Below are 18,054 nucleotides of genomic sequence, written 5' to 3' on the forward strand. Positions count from 1 at the left end.
TCCCGCCGCGGCGTTGGATGCCTGCATGGCCGCGCCAGGGACCCGGCGGCCTGCCGCCAAGACACCAGGAGACCCCCGTGGCCGAGAGCCTGACCGAAGCCCCCGTCGAGAATTTTTCCGCCGCCATGACGAGCGGACGCACCTTCGAGCTCGCCGGCCGCCCGGCGAAGCACACGGTGCTGTACTTTTACCCAAAAGACAATACGCCGGGCTGCACCACGGAGAGCATCGCCTTCCGCGAAGCCTATCCGGAATTCCAGGCGCTCCAGGCCGAGATCTACGGCATCAGCCGCGACTCGCTGCGCTCGCACGAAGGCTTCAAGGGCAAGCTCGGACTGCCGTTTGAACTGATTTCGGATCCGGAAGAACTGGTCTGCCAGCAGTTCGGCGTGATGAAGATGAAAAATATGTACGGGAAACAAGTGCGCGGGGTTGAGCGCAGTACGTTTATCATTGACGCTCACGGCCGATTGGTGAAAGAATGGCGTGGCGTGAAAGTCAACGACCACGTGACCGAAGTGCTGGAATTTTTGAAGAGCCAGCCCTGAAAACGGATGGCTCCAGTCATTAACTTTGCTGGATACCTGCCTCCTATTTTGAGTCAACCGCATTCCATCCGATTCATTCATCCGCACCTTTCCCTTTCGGCTGTCTGCCGGACCGGCATCCTCCGGCTGCAAGCTATCTCTGCAAGACCCCCAAGAGCATCGATTCCGTTCAGCGGCGCGCCCTATGCTGCGCCCGTGCGGCCTTCCGGACTTTTTTTAGATTGAGAACCTGATGCCATTGCCAAAAATGCCTACCAAGCCAGCCACCATGCTGCTGGCAAAAGATTACCCAAAAGCTGAACCGGGCAAGTCGCCCGTGCGCTCCGTCGCCGCCAAGGCCGACGCCGACCTCGAAGACCTGATCAGCGGCCAGGCCGTGCCGACCGCGAAAGCGGCCAAGGCACGCAAGGCCAAGACGTCCGCCGACGCGGCGCCGGGCATGAGCGCCGCCGCCAACGACACCGCCGCCGACGCGCTGCAGGCCAGGGGGCCTGCCCGCAAGTCGAAGGACGAGGCCCAGGCGCCGCAGCCGGTGGCGCGCCTGCGCGAGCTTGACGCCGACCAGCCGCATCCGGCCAAGCACAAGCCGGTCGAACTCACCGTCAAGTCGTCCACCAGCCGCAAGGCCGACCGCAGCGGCACCACCAAGGTCTTCGTGCTCGACACGAACGTGCTGATGCACGACCCGACATCGCTGTTCCGCTTCGAGGAACACGACGTCTACCTGCCGATGATGACGCTGGAAGAGCTCGACAACCACAAGAAGGGCATGTCGGAAGTCGCGCGCAATGCTAGACAAGTGTCGCGCACGCTGGACGCCCTGATCGCCAACATCGACGACGACGCGATCGAAGCCGGCATCCCGCTGGCCAAGCTCGGCAACAAGGATGCCAAGGGCCGCCTGTTCTTCCAGACCAAGCTCGACGCCGCCCCGCTGCCGGAGGGCCTGCCATCGGGCAAGGCCGACAACCAGATCCTGGGCGTGGTCCGCGCGCTGGAAGACCAGATGGGCGGCCGTGCGATCGTGCTGGTGTCGAAAGACATCAACATGCGCATCAAGGCGCGCGCGCTGGGCCTGCCGGCCGAAGACTATTTCAACGACCATGTGCTGGAAGACACCGACCTGCTGTACTCGGGCATCGTCCAGCTGCCGGACGATTTCTGGAACAAGCACGGCAAGGATATGGAGTCGTGGCAGGAAAACAAGAACGGCAACTCGGCCACCTACTACCGCATGACCGGCCCGGTGATCCCGACCCTGCTTGTGAACCAGTTCGTGTTCATCGAACCGAAGAACGGCGAAGCGCCGTTCTATGGCCAGGTCAAGCAGATCACCGGCAAGACGGCCGTGTTCCAGACCCTGCGCGACTATAGCCACAACAAGAACAATGTCTGGGGCATCACGGCGCGCAACCGCGAGCAGAATTTTGCGCTGAACCTGCTCATGAACCCGGAATGCGATTTCGTCAGCCTGCTCGGCCAGGCCGGCACCGGCAAGACCCTGCTGGCCCTGGCCGCTGGCCTGGCCCAGGTGCTGGAAACCAAGCAGTACAACGAGATCATCGTCACCCGCGTCACGGTGCCGGTGGGCGAAGACATCGGCTTCCTGCCGGGTACCGAGGAAGAGAAGATGTCGCCGTGGATGGGCGCGTTCGACGACAACCTGGAAGTGCTGATGAAGGGCGACGGCGATGCCGGCGATTGGGGCCGCGCGGCGACGCAAGACCTGATCCGCTCGCGCATCAAGATCAAGTCGCTGAACTTCATGCGTGGCCGTACCTTCGTGAACAAGTTCCTCATCATCGACGAGGCGCAGAACCTAACGCCCAAGCAGATGAAGACCCTGGTCACGCGCGCCGGCCCTGGCACCAAGATCCTGTGCCTGGGTAACATCGCCCAGATCGACACGCCGTATCTCACCGAAGGCTCGAGCGGCCTGACCTATGTGGTCGACCGCTTCAAGGGCTGGAGCCATGGCGGCCACGTCACCCTGGCGCGCGGCGAACGCTCGCGCCTGGCGGACCACGCCAGCGACGTGCTGTAAGCTTGTTCTTGCCTTGCTCGCCTGCTACGCATTAGCAGGTGGATGCTCGAAACGCTCGCCGCAAGGCGGGCGTTTTTCATTTCTCTATTCTATTCACACCGCATGCCCGAGTTCTCTACGCTCTTCCTGTTCAAGCTCCTGCTGGTCCCGACCCTGATCGGCCTCGTCACCCTTGCTGGACGGCGCTGGGGGCCGGCGGTGGCCGGCTGGCTGTCCGCCTTTCCCATCGTCTCGGGCCCGATCCTGCTGGCCATCGCGCTCGAGCAAGGCGCTGCATTTGCCTCCTTGGCCGCCGCCAATACCTTGCTGGCGGTGCTGGCCATTCTCGTCTTCAGCATCGCCTATGCGCGCGTGGCCCGCTTTGGCATGCCGCGGGCGATGGCGGCGGCGCTGCTGGCGTATGCCGTTGCGGTCGTGGTGCTGAAATCGATTGCGCTACCCTTGTGGATGGGGTTTGCCGTCGTCGTGGCCGCGCTGCTGGCTGCGCCCTTCCTGTTCGGCGCGGCGCCGCAGGGAGCTGCCCGGACCGGCAAGCCAGCCAATGACCTGCCCTGGCGCATGCTGGCCGGCGCCGTCCTGTGCCTGAGCGTGACCTATGCCGCGGCCCAGCTCGGCCCGCGCCTGAGCGGCCTGTTTGCCATGTTCCCCGTCATGAGCACGGTGCTGGTGGGCTTTTCCCACCGTTCCAGCGGGCCGGGCTTCGCGGTGGCGCTGCTGCGCGGCATGGTCAATGGCTACTACGCGTTTGCCGTGTTCTGCGTGGTGCTCTCGCTGCTGTTGCAGTCGGAGTCGATTGCGTTTGCCTTTGCTTGCGCGACCGGGGCGGCACTGGTGGTGCAGCTGGGGGTGAAATGGCTGCTTGGGAAAGACAAGCAAGACTGGAAGCGAAGCTTGAATGTGACTGGCACTAAAAAAGTGTAGGCGACATTGGGCCAGCCGCAATCACACGGCTGTGACAATCCACGCACATGCAGGCATGTCTCTATTGCTAAGATGCCGGCACGGCAGGAGGCGCTCATGAAGTTCGCGGCGCTACAAGCCGCCAACAGGCATACACCCGCACTGTACTTGGAGATTGCATGGACTGGAACGACTGGCCTATCGTTTGCTGGGCACTTTTAACGCTCTTGTGTCTTTGGGGACGACGCTGGATCGATGCCTTTTCGTCCGCATGCTTCGCCGTGTGCATGATGCTAGGCAGCCTGGTGCCGACCGCGCCGTGGCAAATGAAGTGGGCCTTTGGCCTTGCCGGCGCGACCGTTGTGGTCATTCAGGTGATGAAGGAATACCGCAAATACAAGGAAAGTCCGGGTGCGGGATAAACCCTCGGCGTCTGATCCGACTGACGCTGGTCCCGCTCGAACAGGATTTGCGCCGCCAGTGCAAGGGCAATCTGGGTTCAAGGCTTGCGAAACACGATCGCATGCTCGATCGCCAGCAATCTGATGCTGCGTTCCCACTTCAGGCCACGTATCCAACTGTTAGACGAAAAAGGAATTCAATGCGAATTGATACGCCAACGTCTATTGCGTGTGAATCGATTTTGTGGCTCCGCTCGGATGGCACGGAGACCATGATTGAGGCAAAAATCGGGACGCCATATCGAGTTGAAGGGAATACTTGGGCGTGTCCGGCCGCGCTGGACGGAGTGGATGGGCGGTATCCTGATATCGTCGGTGAGGGCTCGCTACATGCGCTGTCCCTTGCTCTACAGCTCATTGCGGCGAGGATCGGCCATTTGATTGGCGACAACGAGCAGCTTGTGTATCCAGCAGACCGCAGTCCGTGGAACTCCTCGTCACATAGTGCGATGTTCGGCAAAACCAAATCCAGCTGAGTAAGGTCTGTGATGGGTCCGGTCCGGCCTCGCAAGGCGAAGCAGGCCCGGGGTCAGGTCTGACTTCAAGACACGACCTCTGCCTTTGCAACCACCAATTCCGCTGCCGGCTTCTTTCACACACTCAGCAACATCGTCGAGGTAGTCGAATGAAACTCTCTCATACTGAGCAGCAAACCCTGTTGGGACCGGCAGTGGTCGGCGCGGTCCTGGGCCTTTTTTGCGCCATGGCGGCGATGGGCTTCCACAGCGAATACGGCCATGTCAGCCAGCCGGCATGGCTGACAGCGCTCGACGTGATCGTATATTTTGCCGCCGGCTTCCTGGCCGCCTTCCTTCCCTTCGGCGCGGTCCCGGTGCTGGTCGCGCGGCTCAAGTCGCGCAAGCAGCACGACGAGACCTGACGCCGCGTCCCGGCGCGCGACCGCACACCGGGTGCAGCAAGGCCCGCCATGGTTGGACGAGCGCTTTCGGATTTAGAATAACGGCTCCACCCTCCCATGGAGAATTCCCGATGCCCCACATGCTCCTGATCCACGAACCCATCGGCCAGCGCGCCACCCGCAGCGAGCCTGAAGGCCGCGCCGTCTACGAGCGCATGCTGCGCTGGGGCGAGGACCTGCGCAGCCGCGGCCTGCTGCTGGGCGCCGAATCGCTGGCCTCGCAGGATGGCGCGGCGCGGGTCACGGCCCCTGGCGGCAAGGCGCGCATCGTCGATGGCCCGTTTGCGGAAGCGAAGGAAATGGTGGGCGGCTTCTTCCTGGTCGATGTCGATTCGCGCGAGGAAGCCATCAAGCTGGCGGGCGAATGTCCCGCGGCGGAGTGGGCGACGGTCGAGGTCCGGGGTCTCGCGCCCTGCTTCGAGGGCTAGCCCTGGGCCGCGCAAAAAAACCCGCGCCCCATGTCGATTCCCGCGCCCTCCATTCGTCGTATCGATGGAAGCTGATAGCAGCTCCCTCACGACAAGGAGACTCCCATGCGTTTCATGATCATCGTCAAGGCCACGCTTGATACGGAAGCCGGCATCATGCCCGGCGAGCCGCTGTTCGCGGCCATGGCCGACTACCACCAGGAGCTGGCCCGCGCCGGCGTGCTGCTCGACGCCAGCGGCCTGCGGCCCACCCGCGACGGCTGGCGCATCCGCCACCGCGAGGGCCGGCGCAGCGTCGTCGACGGGCCGTTTGCGGAAACCAAGGAGCTGATCGCCGGCTACACCCTGATCCAGGTGCGCAGCCGCGAGGAAGCGATGGAATGGTCGCGCCGCTTCCCGGCCCCGCACGGCGAGCTGGCGGACGGCGACATCGAAGTGCGCCAGCTCTACGAGCCGGAAGACCTGCCGGCCTCCCCTGCCCGCGAACGCTTTCCCTCCCTGTAAGCCTCTACTCGAAAAGGACACCGCCATGAACAAGCAGATCTACGTGAACCTCCCGGTCAAGGACCTCGAACGCAGCAAGGCCTTCTTTGCCGCGCTGGGCTTCGAATTCAATCCCCAGTTCAGCGACCAGAACGCGGCCTGCATGATCGTCTCGCCCGACATCTACGTCATGCTGCTGGTCGAGCCCTTCTTCCAGGGCTTCACCAACAAGCCGATCGCCGACGCGCGCAAGACGACCGAAGTGCTGCTCTGCCTGTCCTGCGACAGCCGCGCCGCGGTCGACGAGCTGGCCGCGAAAGCGAAAGCCGCCGGCGGCGCCTGGCCGAGCGCGCCGAAGGACCACGGCTTCATGTACCAGCACGGCTTCGAAGACCTGGACGGCCACCTGTGGGAGCTGGCGTACATGGAAAGCATGCCGGAACCCCAGGCGGAAGACGCCGCCGCGCAGATCTGATGCAGGGGCAGGTCGAACGCAGCATCGCCGCGGTCTGGCGCATCGAGGCGGCGAAGATCGTCGCCAGCGTGGCGCGGATCGTGCGCGACGTCGGCCTGGCCGAGGAGCTGGCCCAGGATGCGCTGGTGGCGGCCCTCGAGCACTGGCCGGCCGAGGGCATTCCCGACAAGCCGGGCGCCTGGCTCATGACGACCGCGAAGCACGCCGCGCTCGACCGGCTGCGGCGCGACCGCCTGCTGCGCCAGAAGCTCGAACAGATCGGCCTCGACCTCGAGGCCCAGGAGGCACTCGTGGTCCCTGATTTCGTCGACGGCCTGGACGACGCCCGCAAGGATATCTTCCAGGACGACCTGCTGCGCCTGATGTTCACCGCCTGCCACCCGGTGCTCTCGCTCGACGCACGCCTGGCGCTCACGCTCAAGCTGCTGGGCGGCTTGACCACCGCGGAGATCGCACGCGCCTTCCTGGTGCCGGAAGCGACCATGGCCCAGCGCATCGTGCGCGCCAAGCGCACGCTCAGTGAAGCGCGCGTGCCCTTCGAACTGCCGCCTCCGGCCCAACTCGGCGAGCGCCTGGGCGCCGTGCTGGAGGCGGTCTACCTGATCTTCAACGAAGGCTATACCGCCACCGCGGGCGAAGACTGGATGCGTCCGGCACTGCTTGATGAAGCCCTGCGCCTGGGGCGCATGCTGGCCGAACTGGCGCCCGGCGAGCCGGAAGCCCATGGCCTGGCCGCCCTGATGGAATTGCAGGCCTCGCGCATGCAGGCGCGCATCGATGGCGAAGGCCGCCCGGTGCTGCTGATGGACCAGGACCGCTCGCGCTGGGACGGCGTGCTGGTGCGGCGCGGCCTGGCGGCGCTGGCACGCGCCGCGCAGCTCGGGCTGGCGCGCGGCCCGTACCGGCTGCAGGCCGAGATCGCGGCCTGCCACGCGCGCGCCCACGTGGCGCAGGACACCGACTGGCCGGCCATCGCGGCGCTGTACGGCGAACTGGCCCAGGTCCAGCCCTCGCCCGTGGTCGAGCTCAATCGGGCCGTGGCCGTGGGCATGGCCGAGGGACCGCAGGCCGGCCTGGCGCTGGCCGACCTGCTGGCCGGCGAGGGCAAGCTGCAGGGCTACCACTGGCTGCCCAGCGTGCGCGCCGACCTGCTGGCCAAGCTCGGGCGCGGCAAGGAAGCGCGCGCCGAATTCGAACGCGCTGCCGCCATGACGGCCAACGCGGCCGAGCGCGCGCTGCTGCTGGCGCGCGCACGCGAACAAGGGACGTAAAAAAGCCCCGCAGGCCAAAAGCCCTGCGGGGCGCAATGCACGCGTGCCGGTCAGCGCACGATGCAGTCGACAGTGTTGGCGTCGGCCGGGCCGGTGGCGTTCGGTGTGCTCGGCCCGCTGGTGTTGAAGACCGGCGGCGGCGTGAACTTCAGGCCGGGGTTGTTCGGCACGAGCACCGGCGGCTGGGTCGGGTTCGACACGAAGCCGAACTGGCCGGCGGCGAAATTCAGCGCACCGCCCTGGTTGGTCACCACGATCATGCCATCGCTGACCTGCAGGTGCAGGCCGGGCGCCAGGACGGGAGCGCCGCCGGCCGGCAATCTGCCCTGCGGGTCCATGGGGCCGCCCGCTCCCACGTACTGCGCCACGAAGGTCGTGCCGCGGATGCCGATGGTGGCGCTGGGCGTCTTGAGCGAGAACTTCTCCTTGTTGCGCTTGCCCATCAGGCCGGTGATCGAGCGCAGCCCGCCCTTGACCAGGCTGAAGCTGGCGTTGTCCTCGTCCGGCTTGCCGGCGTCGTAGGCAAAATTCTCGACCTTGAAGGTGGTGCCCGGGCGCAGCGTGATCTCGCTGTTGTCGATGAACTTGATCTGGGCGTAGGTGTTCTTCTCGGACACCAGGGTGTCGCCGCTTTCGATTTCCGAACGCAGCGCCAGCACCTTGACGCTGCCATCGAGTTTTTTCGCCATCAGGGGGCCGCTCAGGCGCGCCACGACACCGGCCACCTGCGCCGCCCAGGCCGCGCTGCCGAGCATGAACAGCGCCGCGAACAGCGCCGCTTTAATTACAGTACATTTTTGCGACTGGTTTTTCATTCTTCACTCCTGGGGTGGTACCCGTTGCAGGACCGGCCTGCTGTTCCGTCTTGTCTGCCGCGGCCTCGCCGCCGCCCTTGGCGTCCCCGCTGCCTGCCGCCGAGGCGACCGGCGCGAGCACCGCCACAGGGGTGCGCGAGTTGATCAGGTTGACCGTGGTTTGCTGGGCCAGCGCCACCGGCGCCTGGGTCTCGCCACTGGCTGGCGGATTGATGACCTGGCAGGCCGGCAGCGACGGGTTGGCCACGCAGGCCGAGACGCTCGGCAGCACCGCCGCGCAACCCGACAGCGTCGGCGAGGCCGTGCATTGAGCCAGGGTCGGCAGCACCACCGTACAGCCCTGCAGCGTCGGGCTGCCGGTGCACTGGGCCAGCGTCGGCAGGGTCGCCGAGCAGCCTGGCAGCGACGAATTGCCGACGCATTGCGACAGCGTCGGCAGGGTCGCCGAGCAGCCTGGCGAGGATGGATTGGCGACGCACTGGCTCAGGGTCGGCAGCGTCACCGAGCAACCGGCCAGCGCCGGGCTGGCGACGCACTGCGCCAGGGTCGGCAGCACCACGCTGCAGCCTGGCGCGGCGCGGTTCACGACGCATTGCGACACGGTCGGCAGCACGCCGCTGCAGGACGCATCGCCTGGGTTCGACAGGCAGGCATTGAAGGTCAGCTGCAGCACCTGGGCGCAGCCCGGCAGGCCGGCGCTGGCCTTGCACACCGCCAGCGACGGCAGGATGGCCTGGCAGCCGCTGCCGGCCGGGTTGGCCACGCAGGCCTCGAAGGCGGCGCGCGCCGCCAGCACCGGGACGCAGCCCAGCTTGCCCGGCGTGGCCACGCACACTTCCAGCGCAGGCAGCACGGTGGCGCAGCCGGCGCCGGATGGTTCGGCGATACAGGCCAGCAGCGCCGCGCGTTCGAGCACGACCGCGCAGCCGTTGGTCGACGGGTTGGCGCGGCAGGCGGCTGGCAGAGGCAGCACCTGGGCGCAGTTCGGGCCGTCCGGGTTGGCGATGCAGGCCTGGGTCGCGCTTTGCAGCACCGGGCCGCAGCCCGGGGCGGCCGGGTTGGCGAGACAGGCCAGCAGGGTCGGCGCCGCCGGTTCGGCCGGGGCGTTCGGATTGGTGACGCTCAGCTTGTCCGGGCTGGCGACGAGGATGCTGCCCGGGGTGATGGCGGTGCTGCCGGCCGTCACCTGGACGTTGCCCGAAGCGGAGGCGATTTGCGCGCCCTGGCTCACGGTCAGCAGGCCGCTGTTGCCGGCGTCGAGGCGGATGTTGCCGCTGCCCGAGCTGACCTTGCCCTGGACCGTCAGGGGGCCCTGGGTCAGCAGGTTGATGGCGCCGCTGCCGGTCTTCACGCCCGGCCGCTCCGCGCCGCTTTCGGCGACGGTCAGGCCGGCGGCGCTGTCGATGGTAATGCCGCCGGTATTGGCGGCGCCCGCCTGCACGACATCCTGCAGGATGACGGCGCGGCTGCTCAGGATGTTGATCGGGGCATTCCCGGTGGCGGTGTTGGTGGCGCTGAGCACCTGTGCATTGGTGCGCAGCGGGGCGCTATTGGTGCCGATGCCGCCGCTGGAGGCCAGCGAGACGAAATTGGCGCCCAGGGTGCCGCTGCCCGAAATCGACGCGGCGTCGATGAACATTGCCAGGGCTTGCAGGTTGGCGTTCGCAGTGAAGGCGCCGCCGGCCAGGTCCAGCTCGGAACCGGCCTGGATGCCGGACACGCCGGCCACGGTGCCGACCTGCAGGGCGCCGGTCCAGCCGAAGCGGAAGTTGCCGGTGCTGGCGCCGCCGGCGAGCACGCCGACCTGGTTCGCGTATTTCATGTCGACGTGGCCGGCGTCGACCAGCAGGCTGCCCGCCTTCACGACCGAGCCATCGTGCTGGATGATGTCGGCGGTCGAACTCAGGGTCGTCAAGCCGCTCGAGGCGAGCACGCCGCCCAGCTTCATGCCTTCGCTGCCGGAGGCCAGCGCGATGGCGCCGGAGGTGAGCGCGCCGTCGACGACGATGCGGCCACCGGTGAGGGCGACCTTGCCCGGCGCGCTGATCGCGGCGCCCGGGCCGGTCACATTGATGGCGCCGCCGCCCAGGTGCGGGTGCAGGGTGCCGCCGAACTGGCTGGTGCTGCCGGTCAGGACTACCGGCGCGCCGATGTTGACGATGCCGGCGGAGTCGATCTGCAGGTGGCCCGGCATGGTCAGGGCGACGTCGATGTTGACCGCGCCCACATGGCCGCTGTTGCCGATATTGATCCCGAAGGCGCCGAATGCGCCCAGGCGCGCCGGATCGAGCGTGAGCACGCCGGCCGCTTCCAGCCCGCGGATGTTGATGCCGGTGGTGGTGTTGAAGGTATTGAACGAGATGACCGGCAGGGTGCCGCCGACGCCGCCGATGTTCCCGAGCAGGGTCATGCGCTCGGCCTTCAGGTCGATGAACTTCGGGCTGGCCAGCGCGCCGGCCGCGCCCAGGGTGAAGCGGTTGCCGGCCCGGAAATCGAGTTCGCCCCCGCTCGAGCTGACCTGCGCGTTGACGGTGAGGTTGTTGCCCGCCTCGGCGCGCACGCTCTCGACCGCGGCGAGGTTGTCGCTGAAGGTCAGGTCGTTCTGCGCCTGCAGGACGATGTTGGCATTGGTCGCCAGCAGCGTCGCCGGCGACACCACGGTGTCGCCGCTGCCCGGTGGCTTGGCGAAGACGTCGACCGCCGTGGCCGGCGCGGCGCCGTCGGCGCGCACGATGATGTTCCATGGGTCGAGCAGCCAGGTGCCGCTCTTGCCGCCGGCTGCGCCGGCATCCACCTTGATGCCGCTGGTATCCAGGTCGTGGCCCGAGGTTTCGACCAGGCCGCCTGCGCCAATGCCGGCGCCGCGCGCCGAGACGCTGCCATGGGCGCTGGTCGCGCCATCGGACCAGAGCACGATCTTGCCGCCGTCACCATGGGCCAGCGCATCGGCGCGGATGCTGGCGTCCTTGCCGAACCAGGTTTGCTGCGCATTGGGCAAGGCGCTGTTCTTACCTTGATAATCGCCGCCGACCAGCACCGCGCCGCCGCCCAGCGCGCCGCTGGCATCCACCGCGGCATTGCCGGCCAGGCCGACGCGCGCGCCCAGCAGCTGGACCTCGCCGCCCTTGCCCGCACCGGTGGCGGTGGTCACGCTGCCCGCTTCCAGGACGGTGTCGCCCCTAGCCTTCAGCACGATCCTGCCGTCCTGGCCCACCACCGCGCTGTTGGCGTTGACCACGCCGCGCTGGTTGACCAGGGCGCCGTAGATGCCGATGCGCCCGCCCTGCGCAACGACCTGGCCGAGATTGATCGCACCGTCGTTCGGGGCCGACACCACCACCTGCAGGTCGGGATTGTTCGAGTCGACCAGCTGCACGCTGCGTCCGGCCGCCAGCACCACCTCGCCACCCGGCGTGCTGATGATGCCGGTGTTCTCGACGTTCGGCGCCACCAGGAAGACCCTGCCGCCGGAAGGCGTCGTGATCGCGCCTTCGTTGCGCACGCTGCCTGCGTTCGGGCCGGCGGTGAAATGCTTTTTACCGGCCAGGAAGTCGGCGTCGCTCAGGTTCAGCGTCGACGCCACCAGGCCATTGACGTCCACCCGCGCGCCTTGCCCGAACACGACGCCGTTCGGGTTGATCAGGAAGACCTTGCCGTTCGATTGCAGCGCGCCGAGGATGCGGCTGGGGTCCTGGCCCAGGATGCGGTTGAGCACCGCGCTGTCGCCGCTTTGCTGCATGAAGCGCGTGATCTCGCCTGCGTTCACCGAGAAGCTCTGCCAGTTGATGATCGTGCCGGGCGTATTCGTGATCGAATACACGTTGCCATTCTGGGAGAAGCTGGCCTGGCCTGCCACCACCTGCGGCAGCGTTGGTGCGGCCTGCACGGCGGCGAAGCAGCCGGCCACGCACAGCGCCGCCTGGCTCAGCCTGATCAATCCGTTTCTCATCTTGCTCATGTGTTCTCCTAGTAGGCCAGGCCGACGCGTACGTGCAGCTTGCCCTTGCCGGCGCCGTTCAAGGCGCCCTCTTTCGCTACCCTGCCGTAATCGGCCTGCAGGCTGACGGCGCTGCCCAGCGCGACGCGCAGGCCCAGGCCCATGCTGGCGATGCCGGTGCTGCGCAGTTCGCCCGGCAGCGCATGATTGCGCCGGCCCCAGGCGGCGTCGTGGAAGGCCAGCAGGCGGCATTGCCAGCCGCCGCCGCTGCACAGATTCGGGGTGTACAGTTCCAGGTTCAGGCCCAGGCCTGAATCGAGCGACAGTTCGCGCTCGTCGAAGCCGCGCACGCTGGTCGAGCCGCCGGCGCCGAACTGCTCGCCCGGCACCAGCGCGTCCGGCGTGTACTGGCCATTGGCCAGCAGGCGGGTCTGCCAGTCGCTGCCGCCCACGGCACGGGCCCAGGCGCCGGCAAAGCGCAGCGCGCTGTAGCCATCCTTGGCGCCTGCGCGCGCGGCCGTGAAGGCCGCCTGGTCCCCGCGCGAGCCGCCCGAGACGTTGCGCAGCAGGGTCGCGCTGAAATTGGCTTCGCCGTTGTCCAGCGCCACGCGGCCCTGGTAGCCGATGCTGATCGGGCGTACGGTGACGTCGTTGCCGAAGTCCTGGTTGAAGAACACGACGCTGTTCTTGTAGGCCTTGACTTCGACGCCGTAGACGATGCGCCCTTCCAGCTCGCGGCCGGCCAGCAGGCGCTTGGCCAGGACCTTGCTGTAGCGCGCGCCGTAGACGGCGCCGCGGCCGCTGACGGCCAGGTCGAACAGGCCGGCCGTCACCAGGCCGGAGTCGACGTCCGAATAGCTGGCGTACAGGTCGAGCGCGGCTCCTTGCGCATACAGCGGCACGTGGTAGCCGGCGCCCCAGACCGCGACCTGCGAAGGCTCTTCCACCGTGGTGGTGTACTGCAGGCTGCCGACGTGGTCGCGCCCCCAGAGGTTCGCGTGCTGCAGCACCAGGCCGGCGTGGGTCTTGCCGGTGTCCTTCGTGCCCGTGTTGTCGAAGTTCGCCATGACGGTCCAGGGACGCTCGTCGAGCACGTCCACGCGCGCATCCACGGTGTCCTCGACCTGCCCGCTCTCCAGGCTCAATTTGATCTTCTTTGCCGGGTTTTCGTTGGCCAGTTTCAGGTTGTTGGAAACCTGCTCCAGGTTGGGCGTCGCGCCTTCGCGCAGCGACGGCAGGCTGCGCCGGATGTTCTCCACGCTGGCGTGGCGGTTGCCCTCGATCCTGAGCCGGCCGATGGTTGGCTGCACCACCACCAGGCGCACCACGCCGCCGTTGAGTTCCTGCTCGGGCAGCTGCACCGTCACCACCTTGTAGCCGCGCTCGTGGTACAGGGCTTCGAGCGCTTCCAGCGCACGCTGGACGTCGCCGAAGTCGCGGCCCGCGCCGGTGAAAGGCGCGACGGCGCGCTCGACTTGCGCAGCAGGCAGCAGCGTATTGCCGCTGACCTCGAAGCGGCTGATCTCGAAACGGACGATGTCGTCCGGCGCCGGTGCCGGCTCTTGGGCCCAGGCCGCGCTCGCGGCCAGGGCAAGCACGGAACCGAGCAACAGGCGTGCATAGCGTTGCTTCATTAGATTTGCTTTACAAATGATTGTTTTTATAAGGTTGTCTTCTGATCTGGCGATGAGCGGGCCCAGGGCCACAGCTCTGCAGTGTTGGAGTCTACCGATGTTTTTGTTGCAATGGAGAAAAATTGCATCAAAGTAAGCAATTTCCTTGACCGGACCGGGGAAAGCGCAAACCCGGCGTTGTGCGGACAACACACTCCGCCGCCCGCCGCGCCCTACTTGCTGTCGAAGTTGGTCACGCCGTCCCAGTCACGGCCGGGCGCATCAGCGCGCAAGTGATCGATGCGCTCCAGGTAGAGCCGGTACAGGGCGGTGTCCGGCCGGCTGGCCGCCAGGCGCTCGAGCGCGGCCTGCGCGCCATCCCACTGCCGGCTGCGCACCAGCCCAAGGGCTGCATCCCACGCGGCCAACTCGTCCAGCGTCCCGGGCGGGAGCGCGTCCGGCTTGCCGAGCGGCTCGTAGACCGCGACCGGCTCGGTCTTGCCTTTTACCCGCACCAGGTCGAGCTCGCGGTAAATGAATTCCGGCGCGCCCAGGCGGGTGGCGGCGCCCACCGCGATGCCCACGCCATAGACCTTGGTGATGCCTTCCAGGCGCGCGCCCAGGTTCACGGCGTCGCCCATGACGGTGTAGGCGCGCCGGATGTTCGAGCCCATGTCGCCCACGTGCATGACGCCGCTGTTCACGCCGATCCCGATGGCCAAGGATGGCCAGCCGCGCGCGCGGAAGTCCGCATCCAAGCGCGCCGCGCTCTGCTGCATCAGGAGCGCGGTCGCCACCGCGCGGCTGGCATGGTCCGTAAAGGCCACCGGCGCGCCCCAGAAAGCCATCACGGCGTCGCCGATGTATTTGTCGAGCGTGCCCTGGTGGCTGGAGCGGATGTCCTCGGACATCGCCGTCAGGTACAGGTTGATGTATTCGCGCAGGGCCTTCGGCTCCAGGCCCTCGGAGATGGTGGTGAAGCCGCGCACGTCGACGAACATCACGGTCAGCTCGCGGCTCTCGCCATCCATATTGTAGGCATGCGGGTCGTCGGCCATTTGTCGCACCAGCTCGGGCGCCACGTATTCGCCGAAGCGCGAGACCAGCGCCCTGCCCTTGCGGATCTCGAAAAAGTATCCCCAGCCGAGGTTCAGCACGAACAGGGTCGCGACCAGCAACAGGCAGGTGAATACGTTCAGGATGGCGTCGTGCTGGCTGTACATGTAGTAGTTGAAGGCGCCGCAGGCGGCAAAGGCCGCTGCCGCCAGCAGCACCGACCAGCCTGGGGTCAGCACCGCCAGCGCCACGCTCAACACCAGGCCCACCACCAGCAGCTGGATGGCCTCGACCGCCTGGGCCGACCAGTGGCGCGTCTTGAAGCGGCCGTCGAGCATCGACTTGATCATGTTGGCGTGGATCTCGACGCCCGGGTATTCGGCATTGACCGGCGTGGCCCGCAAGTCCTGCAGGCCGGGCGCGGTGGTGCCGACCAGGACGATGGTGCCGGCCAGGACGTCCTTGTCGACCCGGCCCGCCAGCACGTCGGCCGCCGACACGTAGCGGAAGGCGCCGCCCTCGGGCCCGCCGCGGCCGCGGAACTGCACCGTCGAGATCATTGCCTCGCCCACCGGGAACACCACCCGCCCGGCTTTTTTCGTGAACATTTGCAGGGTGTCGAAGGCCGAGGCCTGGCGCTCGTTCTCGCTCAGGGTATCGACCGTCCCGCTGAGCACCGGCTTGATCGAGCCGGTGTCCAGGAAAGCGGCCAGCGTCGCCAGCGACAGCGACGGGTAGTAGCCATCCTTGATGCGAAACAGCACCGGCGAGGAGCGCACGATGCCGTCGGCATCGGTCACGGCGGTGAAGATGCCGGCGCCGGCGGCGGCCTGCTGCAGGCGCGCGATATTGGCTTCGTAGCCCTTGGCGGTATAGGCATGGCCTTCGCGGCCATTCAGGAAGTCCGTGGTAAAGGCCGGTTCGGGCAAGAGGCCCTTGGCCTGGCTGTCCGAGATGTTATAACCCAGCACCACCGGCTGGCCCCGCAGCGCGCCGGCGAACATGCCGTCGTAGTCGAGCGAGGCTTCGAGCATGCCGAGCTGGCGCTGCAGGCCCGGCACGTCCTTCAGTTCGCGCGCCGCCAGGCGCGCCAGCACCTCGTAGCCGGAACTGGTATCGGGCTCGGGGAAGGACACGTCGAAGCCGACCGCGCCCACTTGGTAGTGGGTGGTGAGCTGGCCGACCAGCCTGGCCAGCACGTTGCGGCTCCAGGGGAAGCGCCCGACCTCGTCCAGGCTCTTGCTGTCGATGTCGACGATGACGATGGCCGGGTCGAGCTCGAAGGGTTCGAGGCGCATGCGCAGGTCGGAGATGATGGTGTCCTGGCGCGCGATGGTGTGACTGGTCCAGAAGTCGAGCGGGTACAGCACGGCGGCCAGCGTGAGCAGCAGGCCGAGCGCCCAGCGCGCGCCGTAGCGCGACAGCAGCTGCCGGAAGCGTTTCATGGCCGCCGCGGCTTACGGCCGGTAGCCGGGAATGGCCGACTCGTCCACGGCGTCGATCTGGTGCGCGTCCATGTTCTTGCGCGCGAACTCCATGTACACCTTGTTGCGCACAAAAATGTCGAACAGGTCCGGGTCGATGTGGCCGTTAAGCGCGAACTTGCCGAGGATGGCGAGCGACTCGGACAGCAGCTTGCCCTTCTTGTAGGGGCGGTCGGCCGCGGTCAGCGCCTCGAAGATGTCGGCGATGGCCATGATGCGGGCCTGCACCGACATCTGGTCGCGCGTCAGGCCGCGCGGATAGCCCTTGCCGTCCATGCGCTCGTGGTGGCCGCCCGCGTATTCCGGCACGTTCTTCAGGTGCTTGGGCCAGGGCAGCGACTCGAGCATGCGCACCGAGACGTCGATGTGGTTGTTGATGACCTTGCGCTCGGCCTCGGTCAGGGTGCCGAAGCGCACCGTCAGGTTGAGGATCTCGTTCTCGCTCAGGAAGTCCTGTTCCTGGCCGTCCGGGCCGGTCCAGCGGATCGCGGCGATGCGGCGCACCCGCGCCTGGTCGTGCTCGGACATGCCCTCGCCGCCCAGGTTGGCATGGCGCAGGAAGTCGCGGTCGGCGCGGATGTCCGCCTGCTCCTGCTGGCAGCGCGCTTCGATTGCAGCGTGGTCGGCGCCCGGCTGGCATCGTTCGCGCAGGGCGCGGATCTCGCAGTCGCGCAGCAGCACCTCGAAGCGGGTGTCGACCAGGTGGATGCGGTCGAAGATGGTCTCGAGCTTGGTGGCCTTGTCGACGATGTGCACCGGCGTGGTGATCTTGCCGCAGTCGTGCAGCAGGCCGGCCAGCCACAGCTCCTTGCGGTCGGCATCGGTCATGCGGAAGGCCGCCAGCGGCCCTTCGGAAGTCTGGTGCACCGCCTCGGCCAGCAGCATGGTCAGCTCGGGCACGAACTGGCAGTGGCGGCCGGTGTAGGGAGATTTTTCGTCGATGCCGATGTTGATCAGGTTGACCAGGGATTCGAGCAGGTTCTCGAGCTGCTGGATCAGCAGCTGCTTGGTCAGCGCCGACGCCGCCTGGGCCGCGAGCGCCTCGATGAAGCGCTGGTCGGTCTGGGTGAAGGCGCGGATCGCGCCCGTCTCCGGGTCCTTGGCGTTGATCAGCTGGAGCACGCCCACCAGCTCGCCTTCGTGGTCGGTCATCGGCACCGTCAGGAAGGACTGCGAGTGGTAGCCGAAGGTCGCATCGAAACTGCGCATGCCGGAAAAATTGAAGGCATCGGCCCGGTACACGTCGTCGATATTGACCGACTGGTTGCAGTTGGCCGCATACGCCGCGACCGAGGCCAGGTTCTTTTCGCCCTCTTCGTCGAACAGCGGCACCGGCGCGATGTCGATCGGCTGGCCGCTGACGCCGCCCTGGTGGATGCCCAGGCTGTCGTTGATCGAGATATGGAAGCACAGGCTCTGCCGGTCTTCGCTCGGGCGGTACAGGGTGCCGCCGTCGGCGTCGGTCATGCCCTTGGCCACGCGCAGGATGCGGTCGAGCAGCGCAGGGGTGCCGTGCATGTCACCGAGCGCGACGCTCACTTCCGTGAGCTGGTGCAGGCGTTGCGCGATTTGTGACGGATTCAGCTCTTGCATGGTGGTCGCTCGGGAACGGAAGCTTGC

General features: G+C 67.0%; 15 protein-coding genes. 10 read left to right on the forward strand and 5 right to left on the reverse strand.

The genetic code is table 11. From position 1 onward, the window contains the following. The first annotated feature begins 77 nt into the window (after positions 1 to 77). The 10 genes from AC3XQU_RS06700 to AC3XQU_RS06745 all read left to right on the forward strand — a co-directional run bounded on the left by AC3XQU_RS06700 (position 78) and on the right by AC3XQU_RS06745 (position 7,529). A complete protein-coding gene (locus AC3XQU_RS06700; protein WP_489873364.1) occupies positions 78 to 548 on the forward strand; it encodes a peroxiredoxin in 471 nt (156 codons plus the stop codon). Between the two features lie 232 nt (positions 549 to 780). Next, positions 781 to 2,592 (forward strand): PhoH family protein, encoded by a 1,812-nt coding sequence (locus AC3XQU_RS06705; RefSeq protein ID WP_489873365.1) that lies wholly within the window; start codon positions 781 to 783, stop codon positions 2,590 to 2,592. 102 nt (positions 2,593 to 2,694) lie between these two features. Further along, the gene (locus tag AC3XQU_RS06710; RefSeq protein WP_489873366.1) at positions 2,695 to 3,513 is read left to right on the forward strand and encodes a hypothetical protein; all 819 of its coding nucleotides are present in this window, start codon (positions 2,695 to 2,697) and stop codon (positions 3,511 to 3,513) included. A gap of 158 nt (positions 3,514 to 3,671) precedes the next feature. After that, a complete protein-coding gene (locus AC3XQU_RS06715; RefSeq protein ID WP_489873367.1) occupies positions 3,672 to 3,914 on the forward strand; it encodes a hypothetical protein in 243 nt (80 codons plus the stop codon). Between the two features lie 179 nt (positions 3,915 to 4,093). Further along, on the forward strand, positions 4,094 to 4,429 hold the full coding sequence (locus AC3XQU_RS06720; protein WP_489873593.1) for a DUF6968 family protein: 336 nt from the start codon (positions 4,094 to 4,096) through the stop codon (positions 4,427 to 4,429). Positions 4,430 to 4,578: 149 nt separating this feature from the next. Next, the gene (locus tag AC3XQU_RS06725) at positions 4,579 to 4,833 is read left to right on the forward strand and encodes a hypothetical protein (RefSeq protein ID WP_489873368.1); all 255 of its coding nucleotides are present in this window, start codon (positions 4,579 to 4,581) and stop codon (positions 4,831 to 4,833) included. Positions 4,834 to 4,943: 110 nt separating this feature from the next. Further along, positions 4,944 to 5,300 (forward strand): YciI family protein, encoded by a 357-nt coding sequence (locus tag AC3XQU_RS06730; protein WP_489873369.1) that lies wholly within the window; start codon positions 4,944 to 4,946, stop codon positions 5,298 to 5,300. 105 nt (positions 5,301 to 5,405) lie between these two features. Next, on the forward strand, positions 5,406 to 5,804 hold the full coding sequence (locus AC3XQU_RS06735; RefSeq protein WP_489873370.1) for a YciI family protein: 399 nt from the start codon (positions 5,406 to 5,408) through the stop codon (positions 5,802 to 5,804). 25 nt (positions 5,805 to 5,829) lie between these two features. Next, a complete protein-coding gene (locus AC3XQU_RS06740) occupies positions 5,830 to 6,258 on the forward strand; it encodes a VOC family protein (protein ID WP_489873371.1) in 429 nt (142 codons plus the stop codon). After that, entirely contained in the window at positions 6,258 to 7,529 is a 1,272-nt protein-coding gene (locus AC3XQU_RS06745) for an RNA polymerase sigma factor (RefSeq protein ID WP_489873372.1), read from the forward strand. Before AC3XQU_RS06740 ends, AC3XQU_RS06745 begins: the two co-directional genes overlap by 1 nt. A 50-nt stretch (positions 7,530 to 7,579) precedes the next feature. On the opposite strand, the gene AC3XQU_RS06750 is transcribed toward AC3XQU_RS06745, so the two are convergent. From AC3XQU_RS06750 to AC3XQU_RS06770, 5 genes are all read right to left on the reverse strand, one after another. Continuing rightward, complete coding sequence (locus tag AC3XQU_RS06750) at positions 7,580 to 8,344, reverse strand: FecR family protein (protein ID WP_489873373.1); 765 nt, start codon at positions 8,342 to 8,344, stop codon at positions 7,580 to 7,582. Beyond that, positions 8,310 to 12,302, reverse strand: a complete 3,993-nt coding sequence (locus AC3XQU_RS06755) for a two-partner secretion domain-containing protein (protein WP_489873374.1) — start codon at positions 12,300 to 12,302, stop codon at positions 8,310 to 8,312. Before AC3XQU_RS06755 ends, AC3XQU_RS06750 begins: the two co-directional genes overlap by 35 nt. A gap of 8 nt (positions 12,303 to 12,310) precedes the next feature. Continuing rightward, positions 12,311 to 13,915 (reverse strand): ShlB/FhaC/HecB family hemolysin secretion/activation protein, encoded by a 1,605-nt coding sequence (locus AC3XQU_RS06760; RefSeq protein WP_489873375.1) that lies wholly within the window; start codon positions 13,913 to 13,915, stop codon positions 12,311 to 12,313. Positions 13,916 to 14,127: 212 nt separating this feature from the next. Next, entirely contained in the window at positions 14,128 to 16,395 is a 2,268-nt protein-coding gene (locus tag AC3XQU_RS06765; protein WP_489873376.1) for a CHASE2 domain-containing protein, read from the reverse strand. Between the two features lie 12 nt (positions 16,396 to 16,407). Continuing rightward, a complete protein-coding gene (locus AC3XQU_RS06770) occupies positions 16,408 to 18,027 on the reverse strand; it encodes a GAF and HD-GYP domain-containing protein (RefSeq protein WP_489873377.1) in 1,620 nt (539 codons plus the stop codon). Positions 18,028 to 18,054 lie beyond the last annotated feature (27 nt).

The organism is Telluria sp. AZSoR62 (assembly GCF_058111565.1).

Bases quoted from the DNA above. Each gene is read 5' to 3' on its own strand.
- AC3XQU_RS06705 (WP_489873365.1), top strand. From the start codon at position 781: ATGCCATTGCCAAAAATGCCTACCAAGCCAGCCACCATGCTGCTGGCA.
- AC3XQU_RS06710 (WP_489873366.1), top strand. From the start codon at position 2,695: ATGCCCGAGTTCTCTACGCTCTTCCTGTTCAAGCTCCTGCTGGTCCCG.
- AC3XQU_RS06715 (WP_489873367.1), top strand. From the start codon at position 3,672: ATGGACTGGAACGACTGGCCTATCGTTTGCTGGGCACTTTTAACGCTC.
- AC3XQU_RS06720 (WP_489873593.1), top strand. From the start codon at position 4,094: ATGCGAATTGATACGCCAACGTCTATTGCGTGTGAATCGATTTTGTGG.
- AC3XQU_RS06725 (WP_489873368.1), top strand. From the start codon at position 4,579: ATGAAACTCTCTCATACTGAGCAGCAAACCCTGTTGGGACCGGCAGTG.
- AC3XQU_RS06730 (WP_489873369.1), top strand. From the start codon at position 4,944: ATGCCCCACATGCTCCTGATCCACGAACCCATCGGCCAGCGCGCCACC.
- AC3XQU_RS06735 (WP_489873370.1), top strand. From the start codon at position 5,406: ATGCGTTTCATGATCATCGTCAAGGCCACGCTTGATACGGAAGCCGGC.
- AC3XQU_RS06740 (WP_489873371.1), top strand. From the start codon at position 5,830: ATGAACAAGCAGATCTACGTGAACCTCCCGGTCAAGGACCTCGAACGC.
- AC3XQU_RS06745 (WP_489873372.1), top strand. From the start codon at position 6,258: ATGCAGGGGCAGGTCGAACGCAGCATCGCCGCGGTCTGGCGCATCGAG.
- AC3XQU_RS06750 (WP_489873373.1), bottom strand. From the start codon at position 8,344: ATGAAAAACCAGTCGCAAAAATGTACTGTAATTAAAGCGGCGCTGTTC.
- AC3XQU_RS06755 (WP_489873374.1), bottom strand. From the start codon at position 12,302: ATGAGCAAGATGAGAAACGGATTGATCAGGCTGAGCCAGGCGGCGCTG.
- AC3XQU_RS06760 (WP_489873375.1), bottom strand. From the start codon at position 13,915: ATGAAGCAACGCTATGCACGCCTGTTGCTCGGTTCCGTGCTTGCCCTG.
- AC3XQU_RS06765 (WP_489873376.1), bottom strand. From the start codon at position 16,395: ATGAAACGCTTCCGGCAGCTGCTGTCGCGCTACGGCGCGCGCTGGGCG.
- AC3XQU_RS06770 (WP_489873377.1), bottom strand. From the start codon at position 18,027: ATGCAAGAGCTGAATCCGTCACAAATCGCGCAACGCCTGCACCAGCTC.